This is a genomic window from Prevotella sp. P3-122 (assembly GCF_002251365.1).
Taxonomy (GTDB): Bacteria; Bacteroidota; Bacteroidia; order Bacteroidales; family Bacteroidaceae; genus Prevotella.
In genome coordinates, this window is sequence record NZ_NPJH01000024.1 from 155,567 (window position 1) to 176,723 (window position 21,157).

At 36.9% G+C, this 21,157-nt stretch carries 15 protein-coding genes; all 15 read right to left on the reverse strand.

The window, feature by feature from the left end:
- Positions 1 to 44: 44 nt before the first annotated feature.
- Positions 45 to 1,418 (reverse strand): hypothetical protein, encoded by a 1,374-nt coding sequence (locus tag CIL02_RS04815; RefSeq protein ID WP_094399491.1) that lies wholly within the window; start codon positions 1,416 to 1,418, stop codon positions 45 to 47.
- A gap of 3 nt (positions 1,419 to 1,421) precedes the next feature.
- Positions 1,422 to 1,745, reverse strand: coding sequence for a multidrug efflux SMR transporter (locus CIL02_RS04820; protein WP_042517689.1), 324 nt, complete (start codon positions 1,743 to 1,745; stop codon positions 1,422 to 1,424).
- Positions 1,742 to 5,767: a formylglycine-generating enzyme family protein gene (locus CIL02_RS04825; RefSeq protein ID WP_094399493.1), complete on the reverse strand. Its 4,026-nt coding sequence runs from the start codon at positions 5,765 to 5,767 to the stop codon at positions 1,742 to 1,744. Before CIL02_RS04825 ends, CIL02_RS04820 begins: the two co-directional genes overlap by 4 nt.
- Positions 5,757 to 6,296 (reverse strand): GNAT family N-acetyltransferase, encoded by a 540-nt coding sequence (locus tag CIL02_RS04830; RefSeq protein WP_094399495.1) that lies wholly within the window; start codon positions 6,294 to 6,296, stop codon positions 5,757 to 5,759. Before CIL02_RS04830 ends, CIL02_RS04825 begins: the two co-directional genes overlap by 11 nt.
- Positions 6,297 to 6,302: 6 nt before the next feature.
- Positions 6,303 to 7,571: a M48 family metallopeptidase gene (locus CIL02_RS04835; protein ID WP_094399497.1), complete on the reverse strand. Its 1,269-nt coding sequence runs from the start codon at positions 7,569 to 7,571 to the stop codon at positions 6,303 to 6,305.
- A 232-nt stretch (positions 7,572 to 7,803) separates the two neighbouring features.
- Complete coding sequence (locus tag CIL02_RS04840; protein WP_094399499.1) at positions 7,804 to 8,442, reverse strand: hypothetical protein; 639 nt, start codon at positions 8,440 to 8,442, stop codon at positions 7,804 to 7,806.
- 1 nt (position 8,443) lies between these two features.
- The gene (locus CIL02_RS04845; protein WP_094399501.1) at positions 8,444 to 9,211 is read right to left on the reverse strand and encodes a YtxH domain-containing protein; all 768 of its coding nucleotides are present in this window, start codon (positions 9,209 to 9,211) and stop codon (positions 8,444 to 8,446) included.
- 6 nt (positions 9,212 to 9,217) lie between these two features.
- Positions 9,218 to 10,765, reverse strand: coding sequence for an Hsp70 family protein (locus CIL02_RS04850; RefSeq protein ID WP_094399503.1), 1,548 nt, complete (start codon positions 10,763 to 10,765; stop codon positions 9,218 to 9,220).
- A 5-nt stretch (positions 10,766 to 10,770) separates the two neighbouring features.
- Positions 10,771 to 11,724, reverse strand: coding sequence for a hypothetical protein (locus CIL02_RS04855; RefSeq protein ID WP_094399505.1), 954 nt, complete (start codon positions 11,722 to 11,724; stop codon positions 10,771 to 10,773).
- A 2-nt stretch (positions 11,725 to 11,726) separates the two neighbouring features.
- Positions 11,727 to 12,413, reverse strand: coding sequence for a hypothetical protein (locus tag CIL02_RS04860; protein ID WP_094399507.1), 687 nt, complete (start codon positions 12,411 to 12,413; stop codon positions 11,727 to 11,729).
- The gene (locus CIL02_RS04865) at positions 12,410 to 14,254 is read right to left on the reverse strand and encodes an AAA family ATPase (protein ID WP_094399509.1); all 1,845 of its coding nucleotides are present in this window, start codon (positions 14,252 to 14,254) and stop codon (positions 12,410 to 12,412) included. The genes CIL02_RS04860 and CIL02_RS04865 overlap by 4 nt, the downstream gene beginning before the upstream one ends.
- On the reverse strand, positions 14,251 to 14,919 hold the full coding sequence (locus CIL02_RS04870) for a hypothetical protein (protein WP_094399511.1): 669 nt from the start codon (positions 14,917 to 14,919) through the stop codon (positions 14,251 to 14,253). Before CIL02_RS04870 ends, CIL02_RS04865 begins: the two co-directional genes overlap by 4 nt.
- Before the next feature lie 5 nt (positions 14,920 to 14,924).
- The gene (locus CIL02_RS04875) at positions 14,925 to 15,479 is read right to left on the reverse strand and encodes a hypothetical protein (protein WP_094399513.1); all 555 of its coding nucleotides are present in this window, start codon (positions 15,477 to 15,479) and stop codon (positions 14,925 to 14,927) included.
- Positions 15,476 to 18,520 (reverse strand): DUF4407 domain-containing protein, encoded by a 3,045-nt coding sequence (locus CIL02_RS04880; protein ID WP_094399515.1) that lies wholly within the window; start codon positions 18,518 to 18,520, stop codon positions 15,476 to 15,478. Before CIL02_RS04880 ends, CIL02_RS04875 begins: the two co-directional genes overlap by 4 nt.
- Positions 18,521 to 18,526: 6 nt before the next feature.
- The gene (locus tag CIL02_RS04885; RefSeq protein WP_094399517.1) at positions 18,527 to 21,151 is read right to left on the reverse strand and encodes a hypothetical protein; all 2,625 of its coding nucleotides are present in this window, start codon (positions 21,149 to 21,151) and stop codon (positions 18,527 to 18,529) included.
- Positions 21,152 to 21,157: the final 6 nt, after the last annotated feature.

Below are 21,157 nucleotides of genomic sequence, written 5' to 3' on the forward strand. Positions count from 1 at the left end.
CTTTGAATGCAAAATTACAATACTCTTGTCATAATAGACGAAAATTACAACGTTGGAAACGAGGATTCCCCTTTGGGAAGAATGAAAGTAACATACTCTTTTGGGGCTTTTATCCTATAGAAAGACATCAAACCACATTTTACGTGCTCAGGAATGAACATTTCCGCATTTGCCAATCCCGACATCACCTTGATTCTTGTCTTGATATGATGGGTTTGTGTTCTGTCTTTATATTCATTCACGATATTGCCTTTCCCTATATAGCTGTAAATATTATTGTATTCACCTAACAACTTTTTCTTTTCTGCCTTTGGAATATGCTCACGCCAGTCGAGTCCGTTACCTTCCAACGATTTCCGAACTATCATCATATATAAGGCGGCCTCTTGGGGATTGAGTTTTAGTATGAATCTCTCATCACAATCCATAGACTCAAAATATACCTTTGCCGTATGCGTTGAGAAATCAAATACAAGCCGGCAATCTTTTTTCTCTTTGCCGTATGCAATCAAGTCAAAGAGCGAACGATGAAAGCCAAAATATAGGAACTTGTTGCTTCTCGACCGTGTCTTTGCCACAATATCGGCATTGATCATTTCTCTATAGGTGTTCACCAACCGATGTATGGTGTTCATCACATCATCGGTCAACTCAATCTGGAGGAAATTGCTGAATCTCGTCCGTTCTGCATCATCATCGCCAAAGGAATCGATAATGTCCGACTCGTTGATTTTTATGAGTAGTGAGGGATTGGAATCAATAAGATTTACACCAATCTTCTTGTATAACAAGTCTCTGCAAAAGCGTGAGGTACTCAGATTACACAGACTATAGCAAATCTCATCTATGCGAAGAGTAGAAGCAGATGGTATCATGTATTTCACCACCTTATGCAGATATTTCTTACCCAACGCTCTAAAATCATCAACAACACTGGGGATATAGATGAAGTCAAAGCCTGCATTGGCAAACTCTTCCTCAATCTGTTTCAGTTGGTTGAGAATGGCAGCATCTATATCTGTTCCTTCTGTGTTTTCTACATATACGGCGGTCATGTTCTCCATGTTGATACCCTCAGACGGCACAGAAAAGACATTAGCATTTTCTGTCAAAGCCATGATAACGCAATATATTAAGACTGCTTCCAACGGCACACACGTTCCATCTGACAAAGAGAGGCGTTTCAAGGTCTTTACAAGTTCTTCTCTTGTCTCTCCATCCAGTTCTTTGAGAATAGACATGGCTTTCGCAAAATCCATCCTCTTGGCTTCTACAAGCATGGATTCACTGATGTTGAAACCATCCTTAGAGATAGTCTCCTCAAAGAAGTCCATCTCTTTTTCTTCTACGATAAAGTCAGCCTCAATGAGGTCTGACAATATGCGAGCCAAGGCGATTCTTTGTACTCTTTCCAACATCTGTTATCTGCTACAAACCTCCATACCCACAATACCAACGAGTATCAGAAGGGCAAAGAACATCTTCAATGCGGAGAATGTATCTCCGAAGAGCCATATCCCTATCACAAAAGTCCCTATGGCACCAAGCCCTGTCCATACGATATAGGCGGTACCAATTGGTATGGTCTTTTGTGCAAAGTAAAATAGGACGCCGCTCAACAACATGCTCAATGAGCCAAGAGCGATATACAACCCGAATTTCTCAGGATGCAGGCTCGACATTTTGAAGCCTACAGGCCATCCAATCTCGAAGAATGCAGCCAATATAAGTATCAACCAATTCATTCTTTCCCCTTTATTAACCCATTCAAAGAGCTTTCATAACTGCTGTCTAATGCCAAACGGAAACCTAAGTCATCGTCTGTATCTGTATCAATCCAGAAATTTACGCTCGTATTTCTACAACTTTTGGCATCAAATCTGAAGCTACCGCCTCTAAATGTGTGAGCTGCGTAAGATTCATCCTTGCATACAGGGTCAGTTATGTAACCTTTAGTCCTATACTCATCCTGTTTGCCTTGTTGTGCAATATCTCCCTTACCTTCAATGCAATCATTATAGAAATCGGTCTGATAATAGTCCTCACACCATTCCCAGATATTGCCAGACATGTCATAAACGCCAAGTTCATTAGGCATCCTGTCTTTTACTCCTGCGGTAGCTGAATGAATATATAAATCTAAATCCATTGCATCATCCGTACCGCTGTACATGGAATACTTATGACCTTCTTCTGCTAAATATTTATATGCAGCTAATTGTTTCTCATCAACTGTCATGCTTTCGTTATCGAATATCTTTGATAACTCCTTACATATTTTAGTTTTATGTCCACCTTTGGCAACGTATTCCCATTCAGCTTCTGTCGGAAGCCTGAATTTCAACTTTGTCAGTTCTTCCAGCTTAGGCAGGAATTGGTATTTTATCATATCCCAACTGATATTGGTTTGTGGCTTATTGTCTCCTAAGTTATCACTTGGGTTCATTTTTGCCTCAATACCCATTACGGCATTCCATAATTTTTGAGTTACAGGTGTCGCTGAGATATAGAACTTATTGATTTTTACGAAATGATGGGGAGTTTCTTCTTCATCTGCATTCTCGTCTATCCAATTTTCCGGGAAAAGCGGGTTCTTGTACTTGCCAATTGTATCATTGTTCTCAGTTCCCATAAGGAAATAACCAGTTTCCACAGGTATCATACCAGTGAGCTTAACAATATCATTTGCAGACATCGTCTTTTGTTCATCAATTGGATTGGTTGCCACCTTATCTAATAAATCTACAACCTCTCGCTCTTTGTCAGCTTCAATATTACGCATGTCAAATCGCCATACCATTCTGAAACCAATATCATCAGATTTTAGAATTGGCTTCCAGAACGAATACCAATAGTTGCCTTTTATGTCGCTATGTAGCTTACGGAAACGCCAACTACCACCGCAGAAGAAATAGCAACTGGGATTATCCTCAGGGGACTCTTTTGTCCATTCCCAAACATTACCCATCATATTATATACACCCAAGCTGTTTCTCTGCAAATCTTTGTTGTCGTCAACCAGCCATGGTCCTTTTCTGTCTTTTTTCCCTTCTTTCCCTTTGTTTATTCGGAAAGCATCCTCAATGCGTGTTTTCTCAGTTATTTCTTCCGCTGTGCATCTCGCCACATATTCCCATTCTTCTTTAGTAGGCAAATCAAAACGGAGTCCTGTCATCTTTCTGAGAACCTTCAGGAAATCTTCAATGTCATTTTTAGAAACATTGATAACAGGTAGATTGCTACCAACATATTTCTTCTCTTTTAGACTTTCGTCATCCTGTCCTTTGTCAGTTCCATTATCCTGTGCAGGATTATTGCCCATGATGCTTTCCCATTGTTGCTGAGAGACAGCAGTTTCCATCATCCAAAATTTCTTGTCGCCGTTTTCGATTAGTTTGAATGCGAAATGGTTGCCGCCATCACCTTTGGAAATGACAAAATCGCCAAGCAACTTGCCAGCTATGGAGTGGCGGGACTTTTCATCAGCCAGTCTCATAACATTTATCCACTCTCTGTATTTCAATAGCTGTGGTATATAGCAAACTACATCAATGTCATTATAGTGTACACCTGGATCTATCTCATTCAATGTAGTGTTTGAGCAAATATCAAGATGAGCACGGCTTTTCTCTTTTCTGAACTTCTTTTCCTTCTTGCGTTTTTTTTCATCCAAGTCCTTATTCGTAAATAGCAACCATTCAGCTTCAACATTATCCAATGGCCTAAAATTCATGGTAACTCTTTCAGTTAGCCATCGGGTATGTTCAGCCTTTGCCATTAGTTCCAGATTGTTCCCTTTTTTCAACTCGGATGTAAAGTCACTAATGTCATCTATAGTTGTTCCCAATGAACGTAACTTCATGGGAATACTATCCACCATATCTATATTGGAAAGTTTATCGACAATGCCCTGCTGGTTCCACAGATTGTTAATTTTTCGTGCGAAATCAAAATCTATTTCTTCGTATGAGCTTATATCTTCTATTTCCTGGTATTGATATGTTACCTGCTGATTATCACCATGATTCCTAATCCCAATCTTGTTATTAGCATAAAGGAAGTGAAGGATTTTGGCCATAGAATTATCGAATGCATCTTCTGTATAGCTTCCTTCTATCATGCCGAATGGGCGAAGCTTTTCATAACGCTTCCATACTTTTTCTCCATCAGCCACTTTGTTGGCCAAGTCAAAACTGTTCTGTTGATAAACCAATATCTGCAATGCCCTGCGATATACCATCTCAGGCAGATATAATGCAGCAGCTATTGAACGCTGTGGGTGATTGAAGCATATTGCAACTGTCGTAATCTTGTTTTTGTCCTGTGCAACATCTACCAAATACTTCCTGATTTCATCAGAAGCCACATTGCCTTGAATAAACTCCCACTCAATGTCCATGAAGTTCCCATTTTCACCAAGATGTTTATATCTGCCGTCGCCATCTTGACTCAAAGGGTCATACCATTCTTTCTTGCCACAAATATCTTTACCTATCTCAACCACTCTATAACGACACAAATCAAACATTGTGGCAAATCTTCCTCTAAAGTATTCACCTTCTTTCTTTGCCTGATCGTCAATGAAGGTAATTGTTGTTCTTAGATTCTTGTCTCTATGAGCATTGGGGAAATGTGCAAGCAAAGCCGTTTGGACTCCAAGAGCAGTACCCATTTGGTTCATTCCGACTATTACGAGATGTATCGTTTTGTCATCATCGGCTTTTATTCCATCGTAGGAATCGATTGGTATGTAATTCTGAACCTTAACCTCGCCTTTTTTGCCAACAGGAACTATAGCAAAGTTATCAACAAGAATTTTCTTCGCCCAAATTGCATGTATATTGAATGGGAGGAATTCGACATTCTTGTCTAAACTTTTGTATATATGTGTTGACTTGAAAGCCGTAAATGTACTTTGATATTCAAGGCTTACATGAACCTTCTTCTTGTCTTTTAATATGACATGCTTAAAGTATTCGGAAATGTTCTCCAAACAGCTGATATTGAATACATCGTGATCTTCTTCATTGTCAGCATGTACATCTTCACCCAAGATATAGATTTCTTTTGCTTTCTCTAAATGCAGAGCCTCTATGTCTTCGCGAGATGTTCGCTCTGCAAAATAAAATACAAGTCTATCTTCTTCATTCTTATCAAGGTCAAGGTCAAGCCTCATTCGCATTTTCTCAACATCCTGCCTTGTTTGTATCAATATATATTTGACATCTTTTCGTTTAAGCGAGAGTTTGACAATATTTGCCGTCTGTTCATTGCATCCGATGATAACCACATAATCCTTAAAACAACGGTTGTAATGTATCATGCCTTGTTTCCATTTTAGAGAACGACGAGACAGATAATTAACGATAGAAGAAACCAACAGACCTGACAAACATGCGATGCCAGAGACTGCACTTATAAATGCGATTACTCGCCCCTTTCCATATGCGGAGGGTAAATTACCAGGGTCTGTAAATTGACTGATTACCGCCCACCAATGTTCTATAGCTTCTTTTTCCGGACCATCATCATCACGCCAATGTACGATTTTGTCACTGTTAAAAAACTCTCCTACAAGGCATAATGATAATGCAAAACAGCAAACAAATGCAGAAATGATTGCAACCATCACCAATGGTTTATTACCATACATCCATCTGTCTTTCTCAACAGGCTTGAAAATCCATATATAGGCAAAGAATAATAAACCAATAATACCAAATGATTCTATTATCCAAGACCAATCAAGATCTATATTACTTAGCATATCTCATTCTATAATAATCGTGACCAAAAAATTCCATTTCACCAAATCGTTCAAAGCCCATGGCTTGGTAGTATGCCTCCAGCTTGGGCTTATCCTTGTCCACTAAGAGGGATGAATAGGCGCAGCCTAATCTCTTGCCCTTCTCGATGGCATATTCTATCAGCATCCTGCCGATACCCATACCTCTATATTCTGGACGGATGGCCATTGAGTCAAGATAGAATTCGCCATCACGTGCTTCTGCTTCCACCTTACTCAAATAGTCTTTGTCCATATCGTCCCAAAGACTATCCCATGTACGATGCCTCAGTTGCAGGTAACTCCGTCCGTCGTAAGCTATAAGGCTTCCGACAGCCACACCATCTACAAGGGCAACAATGGAGTTTTTCCAAGAGTACATGGTACTTTCATCCGAACAGGAGTCGATGAACTTCTTCATTTCATCCGTCTCCATGTCCAATGCTGTCAAGACAGTCCATGCTACTATCTCGACATCCTCTATCTTAGCGTCTCTTATTTCTATGTTCATTACAAATCAACAAATTGCATCCAAGCTCGGCACATAGCTTTGCTGGATGGATTCCGCAATAGCATTGGCAACCTCGATTTTGCTCAGCCCAATGCTCTCACCAAAATTATATAGCAGTTCTACTTCGTCCTTGGCTATAATCTTGTCTGACATGACAATAGCTATCATATAGCGAAGCATTCCGTCCCTCATACCCGGATTGATGCGAAGCAGGTTTGTCACCGCATCATTGAATGTCTCCATCACGTCGCCCTTTGCTATCTCGTCCAAGAACTGTCGTGGGAAAATCTTCAACGATGCCAACTGAGAGATAATGAGGTCTATCTCATCTTTCGCAATGTTGTCATCAGCATTCGCAACAATAAGACCGGCGGACGCAATGAACTTTGCCGTATATTCGTCCTGTTCGCAGTCGCCCACTTTCAGTAAGATGGCTATCAGTTCTTCCATACCCTTATCCAAATCCTCTTTCGATTTCGACTTGGCAAACAGATTGAGGGCTTGTACACGGATTGGATTGACGGGATGTGAAGCTCTACTCATACCTTTGTCTTTCAGGAAGTACTCCAACCTGCGGTTATTGTCTGCAAGCAATGCTTCAATGCTCACATTCATCTTTACCAAGTCAAGACCGGAAGCCATCTTGAAGAATGCGATCACGCACACATCGAGGTTCTCCACTGCCATATAGCCATAGCGGTCAGCCACCAATTCTGCCAACTGCTCATGCAACCTTATTTTGTATTGCAAGGTTACTGGCACTTCCGCATTTGGTGGAAACACAAACTGAATCAGACGCGCCAATGCTGTATCTTTATTAAGAAGGTGTCCAAGCTCGTGCCCGACAACAAACCGCAGTTCATCGGTCGTCATCAAATCGAAGAGAGCCGAGTTGATGTTTACAATATGTGGCTCTCCTTCGCTTTCTGCAGCAACAGAAAACGCATTCACTGATGAATCACCCGTGATGTAGAAGTCCACTTTATCTTTTACCCCCAACTTCTCTTTCACCTCATGGCACAGCTGATAGAAGTCAGGGAGCAGCTCTTTTTCCACCTTCAGACTGTGTCCTTCCATATTGCTTCGCCAATAGGCATCGCTACTTGATGAGGTCTTTATCTCACGCAGAACTTCCTCTACAATGTTGCCCTGCAAGGCATTGTATATCTGCTCGCCAATCTGACGCTCTAACTCTATGGAGAGAGGGTGGCAGGTGTCTATTGTCTCGTCCTTGGAGGACTTGAACCAATTCCAAATATTATTTGTAAGTGCCATGTCTTTTATACTTGTACTTATAAACTTTAACTTCTTACTTCGTTTTTCCTTAGATACCCAAGTTGCATATGAAGTATGTTAGTATGATTAGTTCCAAAATAAATACGGGATTTCTTTAAATCGACCAGGAGAAACTTGTATAAGATTATATTAACTAATAGTGCAAAAACAATAGCATTCTTCAGCCTATACTCAAATGAGTTTGGCCAGAAGAATGCTTCATTTAGATTTCTTATACCTCCTGTTTGTCTGTGGGAGTTCCTGTTTCTTTCTCAGCAGAATCTTCTTTTACGACACAATCATTAGCCTTGTCTATTTCAGGTTCTTGTTGTGGCGTTTCTTTTGCATTATTATGAGAATCATCTATAACGACATTCTCCTTATACTTGTCATTATTTGGTTCTGGTTGAGACACTTCTTTTTCATTATCAATAGGATCATTTATAACGATATCATCCTCTGATTTGTCAATCTCCGGTTCTGGCTGAGGTACTTCTTTGACCTGTTTCTTTAGACGTTCTATTGCTGCATCCAATTCCTCTTTTTCGTCCTTGTTTAGGGGTTGAATAGGAGCACGTCTATGCGCACTTTCTGCCATATAAGAAAAAGCTGCTTCAGGTTCTGTACGTACCCAATCAAGAAATAGAATGGCACGAATAGGACGCATTCCATCTTTCTCTCGTAGCTGTTCGTAAGATACTCCTTCGACAGCAAGGTTAGGTTCTTTCCCTTCAAGAATTTTATCTATTTCAATCAAAAACTCTTTCGGCAATTTCCTTACTCTATTGATTGTTCGAAAAATCTGGATGCCCTCCAATTCTTCAATATCCCTAAGATAGTTGAACAATTTGATATATTGTATAGCTTTCATATTACTTATTGTTATATTTATTAAATTCTTCAATTGAAATTTCTCCCTTTATAATCGCCTCAAAGCCGAACGCATCTCTTTCAAGGGGTTGCCTACGATAATCTCTATCACTTTCTGTAGGAGGGATATAGTGCTTAAAATTGTTAGCCCATTCTAAAAGGGTTTCAGCAGAATAACCATAATCCTTTTTACCTGTAACGGCAGCCCATTGTCTTGCATGTATTAACTCATGAAATATTGTATATACCTGCTCTGCTGCTAACTCGGCATGATCACTTGTAACCATATAAGCATTGAGGTGCAGCGAATTGTCTGTCCTGTCAAAAAAGCCACATGTTCCACAGTGCTCTTTGTCTGGCTCATAATATTCTACTCTACTTACTTTTACGTCTAAGATTTCTGAAGCCTCCCTTACAACCTCTTGCATTGTATCTACTCGTTCTGTAGGACTTTGATTTCTCAAAGTTTCCTTTACACCATTTCTAAATCGAGTATCAAGATACTCTTTTGACCTTCTGGCGGCTTTTTGATCTGGAGCTGAAGGCACATAACCTGGATGTTTCCATCGAACTTCGAATTCGCGAATTTTATCTTTTACCTTTACTTTAACTTCCTCGTACTTCTGTTTGGCCTTGTCTTTCCATTCTTCTAGTCGAGTACTAACTCTATCACATAGGTCTCTTGCTTTTTCCTTGACCTCATGATAAGTTTCTTTGATTTTGTTGCCCAGTTTCTTTGCACCGTCAACTAATGAAGAAAACCATCCCATAATAAACTACTTTTCTTTGTTAATCATTTTATTTATTGTCTCTTTTGTTTGTTGAATTATTATTTCTTCAGCTATCTCTTTTGCCTGAAAAGAAAGAATGTTTTTCCCACACCCAGCTTCAACGTGAACGATTCCATCTTTGTCCCTACTCACAATAAAGTCAACATCAGTTCCTTTAGGTGTGTTTGGAGGCAAACGAAGACTTTTTTTCACTAGAGGATTATAACAATCATAATCGATTTCATCTTTATTGCTATCGTTTTCAACAATTATTATATCCAGCTTTTCTTGATTATCTCGCCTTGTTGTCAAAGAAAAGGATCTATTATCAACAACGCAGTCATCATCTGCGTAGATGATATTCAATACTATTTCTTTTGCCTGTCGCATAGCTTTAAAGCCATATGACCTTGTGGTCTTATCATTTACGTTAATGTCATTCTTGCTCTTTTTTATCAGTAATCCTGCGTATTTGGCAGCACCTTTTGCTATCGCATAATCAGGATCTTCCAAAGATATCCAATCCTTTAGCAAACGATTATTGGAGATTTTACTAAGGAATTCTTTTTCAAGAGTTTTAATTATCATAGGCATTCTAGAAGAGCCGCCAACGAGCACAAATCTATCAATGATTGCATTATTGGCATTAGAAATTGCTTTATCAACTATCTCAACAGCTCTTCTTACCAATGACGCTGTAATTGTCTCAAACTCTGATCTCCTTACAGATATTATTTTATTGACATCTGGCAGCGTAATAGAAAACTTGGTTTCAAGGTTATCTGTTAATTCAATCTTTCGATTTTCTGCTTCGTGCATCAAAAGAGCCCAATATCGCCCGTGCTTATCTATTGTCTCCGGGTCTATATTTGCTTTTCTGAGAACATGAAGAACTAAAGCTTCATCCCAGTCCTTGCCACCAAGATGTACATCACCAGCAGGAGTGCCTAAAACCGAATAAGAATTACTTTTATCCTTTTCATATTTTACAATACTTACATCAAGTGTGCCTCCTCCTAAATCAAAAACCAAGATAGTTTCTTCCGGTTTGATATTATATGCAATTGCCGCAGCTGTTGGTTCTTGAAGTAATCCAAGCACTTCTATACCAGCAAGTTCTGCAGCTAATTTTGTCTTTTCTCTTTGATTGTCATTGAATGCTGCAGGTATTGTAACAACCGCCTTTGAGGCTTCTTTATCATTAAATATCTCACGAATAGTTTTATTCGCATTGTAAAATAAATGACGGAGAATACAAGAAGATGGTTCTATTGGAGATACTTTTCGGAATATCCCATTAATTTTAATGTCTTTCGTGCAATATTCGCTGTTCATTTCTCTTTTAACAGTATCTATTGCTTTCTCCGCATTAATCATCAATCCGTTTTTAGCTTTTTGGCCTACAAATGGAGTACCATCATCTTGAAATGCTACAACTGATGGGATTGTAGGAGATTTTTCTCTTTCAAAAGTAAGCATTTCGACATGCCCTTTTGAATCACACGATGCTACACACGAATAAGTCGTACCAAGATCTATTCCTAAAACACTCATATTTCTTACATGTATAGAATTACTGTCTCCTCTTTGTATAAGAAATCCACATCTGAAGAATTGATGCGAGGAAGAGTCCAATAAATGGCTGGTGACACAGACTTTGCAACATGGCCACTTAACTGGTCATCATTGGTTTGTATTGATTCGGTAGGATAGGCCACCATCCTTTCTTCATTATATATGTCGCCATCAGAAGAAGTAACAAATTTTATCTTGAAGTTTTTTTGTAATGCACGTTTAATTAACTCTACTCCATGTTCAATAGCACATGTCACCTCAGTACCTTTAGAACGGGAGTTGTATAATAATGTGCACATGCTTTCCAATATTTCAATCATGGCATCAAGACCTTGGCGTTGTACTGATTTAAAATAGAAGTCATTTCTATACTTTGACAATTCGTCTTTTAAGGATTCAACCTCGGCTTTATCATTACTATTATTCAACTCTTCTATAATAGAAGTCACTTTGTTTGATAATGCGTTTATCTGTTCTGTGATACCCAATAGACAGTCTCTAATATCTGTGCACTCTTTTTCCTCGTTATTATGGCAATACAACTGAATAAGAACTTGATAAAAATCATTATAGGTATAATGTTTGTAATTACCATCTACAGTTCCTCCTACAAAAACATGTGTATCTTGCTTCAACTGATAACTTGTCTTTGCTTCATCAATATTATTTAGAGGTACAAAACACATGTCATTAGACATAAACCACAGATACAGTTTCCCCTCAACTTTAATCGACTTTTCAAATCTGCTAACCCAATCCTTCTTATAATGATTATCAAAAATATCAGTAGAAGAATCTCTCTTTGATATATACACTATTTGAAAGGTATTCCACTCTTTGAGAAAAGAATCGTCTTGATACTCAAAAGTTTTTCTTAATTCTGTTCCATCGTAAACATGAACCAGATTGGTGAATTCATTGATAAATATACTAATCATAATTAATTGAAATTTTCTAAAATCCTTAAATGAAGACTTCCCAAAACTAAATGTGACCTGTAATCCACAACACCAGATCTAAAGTGACCATTAGACTCAAACCTAAAAGCATCACCTTCGATTACATGTAACTTGGGTTCCATCAGCTTTGAGACTTCTATCGTAAAATGTTTGTTTCTTAGCAATCTTTCCTTTGTGACAATTTGTTGGAATGTAGAATCTTCTGGATGGCTACCAGAACCAAAAGTATTTATACCATCGTATAAAACATAAACACTTGGCTCAATATCATCATCTGAGGCCAAAAGAAACCCTACAATCGGTTTTGAAGACGACCCTTTACTCCCAAACATTTTGTCAACGTTGTTGTTTCTTAACCTAAACATACGATATTCTTCTTCAATATCCGAATAGTGTTTTTCCCTGAATTCATGAAGAAACCTATCGGAAATATCTCTATCCATTTGTTTGAATTCTTCAAAAATCCTCAATGTTGAGAGAAAGGGATATAGCGTCCCCCAATCCTCGTGAAGTTGTTCTTCAATAGCCATAGATATATCATTTCTACTTTTATGTTCAGAAACCCATGATTTGATTTTCTGATTAACCAAATCTTGTTTAAAAGAATCCCAATCGCTATTGATTAAAGAAATTATATCCTCTATCTTTGTAAATTCATTATATTTCATGATGCAGATATGTAACCTTTTGATTTATAATCCGATATTAGCTGTTCAGAAGTTTTCTTCTTATACTTTCTTGACAAAAGTTCTCTCATGTCTGATTCTTTTGGTAGATTCTTTTGACAAGATGCAATCTTGTAATCGAGAACTATATCATCTATCGTCTTTTTTAGACTCTCTTCCTCGGATTTGGACTTGTTGTCAGCAACCTTATCTATTAACTTCAAAACTGTTAAATACTTCACTGTCTTGTTGTCTGACAAATTCCAATCCTCATTAAATGCTTGAACTATTAAACTGTCGATTTCTGCTCCACTAAAATTCGAACTCGACATTTTTTCGCATAGAACATTTATTTTACTCTCATTTTTAATTTGACCAGAAATGGTAATGACTTCATCTTTACCATCCATTAGATAAAGACCGTATTTTTTCAAGCATTTTCGGAATATCTCATTTGCTCCTTTTGCGTCAGGATAGGACAGATAGAATATTTCATCCCATCGTCCCTTTCTCAAAAGTTCAGGTCTAAGACAGGACAAGTCATTCGCTGTAGCAACAAGATAAACAAGGCTTTTTCTTTCTTGCATCCATGTTAGGAAATACCCCACCATTCGTGTGATGGTTATATCATTGTTCTGATCACTATTCCCAAAACCCGCAAATGCTTTTTCTATCTCGTCAATCCACAAGACACAAGGCTGCGCAGCCTCTGCCGTTCTTATGGCTTCTATCAAATTATGTTCACTTTCACCCACATACTTCCCCATCAGTTTGCCCAAATCTAATCTAAGCAACGTTTTATCAAAGATTGCCGCAATTGATTTGACTGTTTCTGATTTACCACAACCAGGAGGTCCTACTAACAAAACTCCCTTAGGCTTAGGCAAATTTTGAGGATAGTTTGATATATTATCAATGACCTGAGCTTGCTTATAAATAAACTGTTTTAGACTGTCAATATTGCCAATTCTGTCTTTTTGATCAGGTTGAAGGTCTATTACGTCTAACAGACTTGAATTGTTAACCAACTGACGTTTCTCTCTTAAGATATGTTCAGCTAAAGAACAGTGAGAATGTTCATATCTTGGATTTATTTCATCCTCTAATTTCTGAATGGTAGTTAGTACTTTTCTAATATCATACAATTGCATACCATGTAAAGCACTTACCAATTGCTTCCTGTTATGCTTAAAAGCCTTCTCGTCAGCAAAGAAACTTTTGCCAAATATATATCCATTGACTTCATATTTGCTTTTTCTGCACCACAAGTTTTCGGGAATCTTTGAATCAGAAATGCCAAGTTCTTCCTCTATGTCGTTTTGGTCTGGAGTAGGCACATGCACCACCGTGAAGAGTCGTGAAATCTCCTTGGGTAGTTCTGAAACAAAACAATTTGATACTATTATAATGGTTCTTAAATTGTTTACTTCTCCTCTCTCATATTTTTCAACGAATGACTGCAATAAGTACTGGGTCTTTGCATCAGTTAGTTCACTATGTATGTTTTTAAACAAGAAGATTTGGTGTACGTCTTTTACTATCCTTCTGTCTTTTACAGTCGCGTCTTCGGGAGCAGGTTTAGGAGTTATGATTTCCTTAATATAACCAGATAACCCATCACTGAACGAATCTGATATAGCTTTCTTTGTCTTGAAATTTATTGGACCATTGGCAAGGCTATACTCTAATATAGAATCCATATTTAGATTAAAATACTTTTTCTCTTTAGGAGATAGTATTGATTCTATAATTTCATCTATATATGTAAAATGATAATGAGGTATAAATAGTACCGGAGCTGTTTGAATACCTGCTATCAAATTGTCCTTAAATTGTTCTATCATAGTTGTATTAATTTAATGCTGTTATTATCTTCTACGGTAAAAGTCATTACGACCTTGAAGAATGGTAAATTTGATTCCGTGCAATCTCTTATTTTTTTTAAAATATCGTTGAAACGATGAGGATCTTCAACGCTATTAATCGAAGTTCGTTTTGTAAGTTCGATGAGAAAATCCAACTTAGACGCACGGTCATATTTTGAGAAGAATCTAAAACATTTGTCTCCTGCTACCTTGTTGTTCTCATTCACAAATTCAAATACTAGCACTTCATGATTATCAACCTCAATCTGTAGTAGAAGAAAAACTATATACCAAATCAACACAAAGAAAGATATCCAGCCCAGAATAGTGATGGGATGACTGCAAAAAGCTACAATAATAAGTACCAATATCACAGCAAATACTTTTAGTAGAGTTTGGTTTTGGGACATATAACGAGATAGACATAAAAGCATATTTGTCCAATGCTGTAATATGTTATTCCTTTCATTCATCCCATTTAAAAATATGTAACGAACTCTATTCATGATATTTGCCCAATACCCATATCTGACCGTGTTTCCTTCAATCCTACATAACAATAAAATATTGTATTTATAAGAATCTTCCAATCTGATGTAGTGTTCAAAAGATAATCTATCGAACACAGGCTCTGATATTTCCATATTATTTATTCCTCTTTAAGACACGTTTTAATAATCAAATCGAAGTTATAGTACTTATCAGTGTCTAACCCTTGAATCTCCTTTTGTGCGTTTAGCATCATACAAAGTGATTCATAAGGATATTTCCGCAACTGTCCCAAAGACGGAATATATTTGACTAAAAGATACCTCATTGACATTTCATAATATTGATTTAGGAAATCCCTAATAGTAATTATTGATGCAGAAAGTAGTATCTTGTCATCTTTTGCCTTATCCAGCAATCTTCGACCATTAGATGAAAAATGCTCTTTATATTGAGGCCTGTCAATAAAAAACAATGCAGACAAATCTTTGCCTTTAAATATCGGTAGGACAAAACCCATAAATGAGAATATTGAAGAAATAATATAAAATGTACATAAAAATAGTATCAGGTATTTGGAACCATTCTTCATGAATGGCTCCAAATATATCTGCTCTTGATAAAAGGAGATAATTATCAAGACAATTAACCATGGAAATATCCAAATGCTAATTGCTGTAGCACCTTCTATTATATGTTTTTTTTCAATCTTCATTTCTCGTCAGATGAATTTTCTTGAGAGGATGACTCAGAACCATTGTTTGTTCCATCATTTTGCTGAGTTTCACTATCGTTTTTTGCCTCTTCATTATTATCTGTATGCTCTTGTTGAGTATCTTTCTCGTGTAGCTGCGCATTAGGAGTAATCTTACTTCCTTCCTCGTCATCTTTCTTACCAATCATGGCATCTCTCATATCTCTATACCATGCTGCATAAGAAGCGAGTATAATGCGTTTCTTGTAATCCAAAACAACATCAAACACTTCTTTATTTGTTTTCTTAATGTCATCATTAAGCCCACCAGCATTTTCCCACTGAATATGTTGTTTGTAGTCTTTGTCTTGACCATTATACAAACCATCTTTAGAAGTTGAGAATTTCATAAGTTTTCGATACATTTTTCCCATAATGAATGGTGAGAGTGATTTAAGTTCTCCCTTCTCGATGTTTCTCAACATCCTTGCAAGACTCAATCGTATTTTATCCTGAGCAAGGAGTTTCTCTTGATGTAGATAATTGTCATATACGCCATCTGCTAGCATCATCTTATATAGTACAGGAGAAATATCTATGAGAATAAAAAGTAACATGATTAAACCTATAGGTGTAGATAAGTAATATAGCAGACTATGTATTAACTCATAGTTACATCCTACAAAAATACCTACTATAAAAGCTGCTGATATTATAAACAAATTTTTTTTCTCCATAGACAATCTAGCGCCGAATACAAAAAATAGTATTACAAAACAGATTAAGGACAATGATATTTTCAGTCCCCAGTCAAATAATTCATAGTTCGATTGTTTAAATATGTTAAGAGCCGCAGAAGTGGTGGATAAAGAATCTGTATAAACATTCACTGTAGTGGAATCAATATTTGTCTGTTCGGAAGAGAACAATGGTACATAACCATTCATCGCTAAACTATGCAATGTAGATAATCGTCTTAACAAACCCGTATCTTGTTTGCAGACAAATTTTTCAGATTCGTGTTTTACGATTTTTGTGATTGTATCATTTAAATTCTTAGTTAAAGAGTCAAGTTTTAGCTTGTCTTTTTCTCTTTTATCTCGTAGTGCTATTTTTAGTTTGTTCGTATTATTGTATTCCGGATGTTTTTCATTCCAGATTTTAATAGCTTCATTGTAAGCTTTAACATCATTAACCTCTGTCTGTCCTGCAAAAACCCAATTGCCATTACCATCACCATTGTAATTGTTCCTGTTTGTTTTATAATCACTCTGCTTTGGATAGTCATCTTTTAGTTTTGATAATTCTGTTTCAAACTTTTCGATGGAAACAGAATCCCTGTCAATAGTATTTTTTAAATTATGAATATGATTACTAAGGCTCAAATATGCCTTTCTTCTACAATCTATCTCAAACACTTCTGTTTCTTTCTGTCTATCTACAACAATTTGTTGTTCAATAGAAGTTTTAAAGATTCGTAACTCTAGAGGGGCAGAAATTACTATGCCCAAAAAGATTGCAATAAGGATACGAGGTAAGCCTCCGAAAAATTCATCTTTACTGATAGAAACCTTTCCATCTGAATACATAGTATTGGTAATAAACCTATCAAGAAAGAAAATCATCAGCCCCCAAAAAGTTGCAAAGCCTGCTGCCGCAGATGTTTTTTCAATATCAAGCGAAAGTAGATACTCATCTCTAACCCCTAACACTAAAAGCATTGCAATGAAACTAGAGAACCAGGCCATTAGTGCAGTAAAAAGAATAACTGTACCAATACCGGTATATTTAGAATGGTCTCCAGGGCACATTCGGAGCAAACCTCGGTCAGCACCTGCACACCACCAAGAGAATTCCTTAAACCATCCAGCCCAGTTCTCATATATATAAGAACCGTTCAAGAAAAAATAGGGTACTTTAACTCCTTTAATTATAATTTCTCTTCGCTTATTCCCTTCATTACGAAGTTTATCAATGTCTTCTTGCCTTAACTGGACTAGTTTATCAGGACTTGTTCCAGAGTCAAGGACATTGGCAATAAGATCTGTATCAATAGTCTGGACAGGACATGTGAAATCTTTGATATTTAGATAGGAATGTTTTGCAGTGACATTTTGTCCTTTGAAGTATTCCTCAAACTCTTCGTACTTAGCATCTGGCTTATGATGATACTCCTTCCATAATTCAAAAGCATCCTTACCTCTCAAATCAACAGGATCAGTTTTATGCCCTTCTTTATCATCAAAATGCAACTCTGTACCATTAAATACAGGTTCAAATGTACGACCATCTTTGCCACGAATATCCTTTTCGGCTATGTGAGTACCTTTGCCTTCTAAGTCCTCTGTGAAATATATGGTAAACCCATCAAAGTGGGGATAGAATACCTTACCATCCTCACCTTTTTGGGTCTTCACAAGGCTGGCAATCCACTTAAAGAAATCTTCGCGAGTGCTATTTTTGTAACCAAGATCCTGCCATACTTCAAAGGCATCCTTTCCATTCTGTCCTTTGAGGTATTCAAAGAAGTCATCAGGAGTAGAACCAACTTTCTCCCCATGTACTTCTTTCCATAATTCGAAAGCACTTTTCCCGTTTTCGCCTTTAAAATAATTCCAATATGCCTCAAGAGAAACATCCGCATCAGGTCCTTGCCATTCCTTCCATTCCTCATAGGCATTTTTCCCATTCTTCCCATTAGCCCCTTTTAGAGACTCCATGAAATCAACGATAGAACCTTGATGGTCTTTTAGCCATAAAGTATATGCACTTTCACCGTTAGTACCGTTAATTGTCAAAATAGGTATTTCCTGCTTTATCTTTCCGCGTCTGTCACGTACTTCGAGTTTTTGCGTTTCATAGTTATAGACAAAATAGATAGCAGGATAGTCAGGAGCCTCACCAAGATCGGAGTCTTGATGAGGTGGCATATCCCTGTTTTTTCTATCACCATTGTTATTACTATTATTGGGGTTCGATTGCGAACTGTTATTTGTGTTATTCGCTGTTGTAGAAGAGGTGTTTGCTTCTTCTCCCCATTCCTCAAAAATATCTTGTTCCATAATAACTTATTGTTTACAAAGTTCTCTGAATAAATGTGCTACATCTGCGCATTTCGCAGTATCTTCTTTCTCATAGTTCTCTGTTACAACATTCTTGATATAAGCCTTGAATTCTTTGTACGGTTCAGACATAAATTTGCCATAATCATTTTGGTCTGTACAGAAAACATTGTCAAATAATGGAGTAACTAGATTAACATAAACATTGTATTCTTGGAATGTTTTCTCATATTTGTGTAAGAGATCATTGCGAAGAATAATATCTAACATACAAAGAGAATTCCATATACTCTTTGCTGCAGTAAACTCGTCTGTATATATTAGTGAGACGTTAAGAAGATTCCTCCTTAGTTCCTTGCCTGTTTGGTCATCAACGATTGATGGAAGGTCTATAACAGAATCTAAAAAATCCTGAATGGCTGAACCAAATGCGTCTGATTGAATCTGATTTGTAAAGTCCTGCATCCACGTAATTGGTTTTTCTTCTGATGTAACAAAAATATTATGCTTTTTCATTATATCCCTTACAACTACACACAAAGACTCTTTAACATCTGTAACATCTTTGTCTGTTATTCCAACTTGCTCAGATGCCAAGGACATTTTATCCCATATAGCCTCGTATAGTTGTTCTCTAGTATGAATAAAAAACTCAAGTTCTCTTCCTGTATAGTTGCATGAGTGTTTCGGGTCATCAACATTAAGGTTAGTCTTAATGCGTTTGATATTTGTAGCAATTGCTTGACAACTCTTATTTAAGTAATCTTCAAAAAAACTTCCTGCTTGTTCTATTCTTTTCTCTGCAGTGGATTTATCCAAATTGGAATTTACAACAGCTTTATTAATGACCTCTTTTTTGATATCAATCCATTTGATGTCAAGTGATTCTGACGAAATGATAAGCTCATTAATGGCCAATAATGCATTCTTGAACAGATTGTCGAACGCTGCTTTAACATGATACTGAACATCCTTAATACCATATACACTGAAAACTTCAGGGTCTTTTAGAATCGGTCTAACAGAATTTATTATCTGTTTACAGAGAATGGCATCTTTTTCAAAGAGTTCTGCTCTAAAATCCTTCAGTCTTTGATTCAATTCTGTAATAATAGTATCAACCTGTTCGTCAATTTTCTTTGTTTTGTCTATATCTGAGAATGAAGGTAATACATTAAGACATGATTTCAAGCTCTTTAGGATTTTGTTTTGTCCATTGATGCAATTTTCATATTCTTCTTGAAGTTTCACTAAGAAATAATTGTCAACGTTAGAAATGTTGTTTTCCAAATTGCCCAAAACTACATTGACAAAATAATCTACTATTGCTGTAGAATTCTCACGTCCTTTTTCAATGAAATTAATAGAATCCCAGTAATCCTCATTTAATATAAAATGATCTGCATTGCCTTGCATTTCCTTCCAAATCTGTTTTTGGAAAGACTCAACTGTATCATCTGTAATGTGAGCATTGTCTTCCTTATTACATAGGTAGTAAACCCAGTCTTCCATTTTGCGATCTCTGATTTTCGACAAGACTTTAATAAAACAAGAATTATTAATATTCTCGGCATTGTCATTATCAGACAAAATACGACATAATGCAACAGCGAGGTCAGCATGCTCTCTGACTATTTTAAGCAAATCTTCCTCGACACAAAACTTTGCCTCGCCAATCCCCATTGTATCAACTAACCTAATTGAGCCTAAATCCTCATCATTCACTGTTCTAAGAGGCCAGTTTACAATTGCTTCACGTACTGCTAAGGCACGACAATAGGGTTCCCCCGTGTAATCTGTACTTTTCTTGTAACTTACATAAGGAACTAATTTACCTTCATTGATTTGGGATTCGGTTAACGGCTCATCTACATGGTCAAGATAAGATGCATAATGAGAACAATTGTCAATATAGAATGTAAAAGTCTCAAAATATTTATCTGCAGTCACAATCGTATCAACTCCGCTAATTGTTGACTTTCCAAAATTATGAGAGTTGTATGATGAGTGAGCTTTTATCTTTGTACAGAACTCCCTCAAAGTGCATTTTGAGAAATCCCACAAAGGAAATTGTGACTTATTTTGCCTTTGAAGCTCTTTGTTGAGTTGCAGAACATATTCATTAATAATCTTATTAAATTCTTCAGTAGATAAGAATTTTATAATAGCACTTTTATCGTTGGAATTACAAAAGATGGTTCTAGCAGCAGTTGTTTTACCTTTACCAGAAGGTATGACAGTCTCAGGAGCTCCTGTAAGGGCTCTTAGAAATACACTTTTCCCGGTACTTACAGGTCCAGTTATACATACTTCAATTTCATCCTTTGCTATCTTATTTGCTATGGCTTCAAAATAACCTTTAGGCTCATAGGTCTTGTCATTGAGTACACCAACATTTTGACGAACCGACTTAATATACTCTATGACATCATCCTTGATTTCTTCCCATTCTGCTTTAAACTCAGGGTAATTCCTCAGTAGGATCTTCCAATTATCACTTTTAATTACTGTATTTAGCTTCTCTGCAAATGTGATAATTTTCTCTACACCTTGCCAGCATGAATTGTATTTATGAGCAATTTCATTTTGTCTGTTGGCAACTATTGATGATATTGTATCTGCTATAGGCATAATATA

Bases quoted from the DNA above. Each gene is read 5' to 3' on its own strand.
- CIL02_RS04835 (WP_094399497.1), bottom strand. From the start codon at position 7,571: ATGGCACTTACAAATAATATTTGGAATTGGTTCAAGTCCTCCAAGGAC.
- CIL02_RS04815 (WP_094399491.1), bottom strand. From the start codon at position 1,418: ATGTTGGAAAGAGTACAAAGAATCGCCTTGGCTCGCATATTGTCAGAC.
- CIL02_RS04885 (WP_094399517.1), bottom strand. From the start codon at position 21,151: ATGCCTATAGCAGATACAATATCATCAATAGTTGCCAACAGACAAAAT.
- CIL02_RS04830 (WP_094399495.1), bottom strand. From the start codon at position 6,296: ATGAACATAGAAATAAGAGACGCTAAGATAGAGGATGTCGAGATAGTA.
- CIL02_RS04840 (WP_094399499.1), bottom strand. From the start codon at position 8,442: ATGAAAGCTATACAATATATCAAATTGTTCAACTATCTTAGGGATATT.
- CIL02_RS04825 (WP_094399493.1), bottom strand. From the start codon at position 5,767: ATGCTAAGTAATATAGATCTTGATTGGTCTTGGATAATAGAATCATTT.
- CIL02_RS04860 (WP_094399507.1), bottom strand. From the start codon at position 12,413: ATGAAATATAATGAATTTACAAAGATAGAGGATATAATTTCTTTAATC.
- CIL02_RS04875 (WP_094399513.1), bottom strand. From the start codon at position 15,479: ATGAAGATTGAAAAAAAACATATAATAGAAGGTGCTACAGCAATTAGC.
- CIL02_RS04870 (WP_094399511.1), bottom strand. From the start codon at position 14,919: ATGGAAATATCAGAGCCTGTGTTCGATAGATTATCTTTTGAACACTAC.
- CIL02_RS04850 (WP_094399503.1), bottom strand. From the start codon at position 10,765: ATGAGTGTTTTAGGAATAGATCTTGGTACGACTTATTCGTGTGTAGCA.
- CIL02_RS04855 (WP_094399505.1), bottom strand. From the start codon at position 11,724: ATGATTAGTATATTTATCAATGAATTCACCAATCTGGTTCATGTTTAC.
- CIL02_RS04865 (WP_094399509.1), bottom strand. From the start codon at position 14,254: ATGATAGAACAATTTAAGGACAATTTGATAGCAGGTATTCAAACAGCT.
- CIL02_RS04880 (WP_094399515.1), bottom strand. From the start codon at position 18,520: ATGGAACAAGATATTTTTGAGGAATGGGGAGAAGAAGCAAACACCTCT.
- CIL02_RS04820 (WP_042517689.1), bottom strand. From the start codon at position 1,745: ATGAATTGGTTGATACTTATATTGGCTGCATTCTTCGAGATTGGATGG.
- CIL02_RS04845 (WP_094399501.1), bottom strand. From the start codon at position 9,211: ATGGGATGGTTTTCTTCATTAGTTGACGGTGCAAAGAAACTGGGCAAC.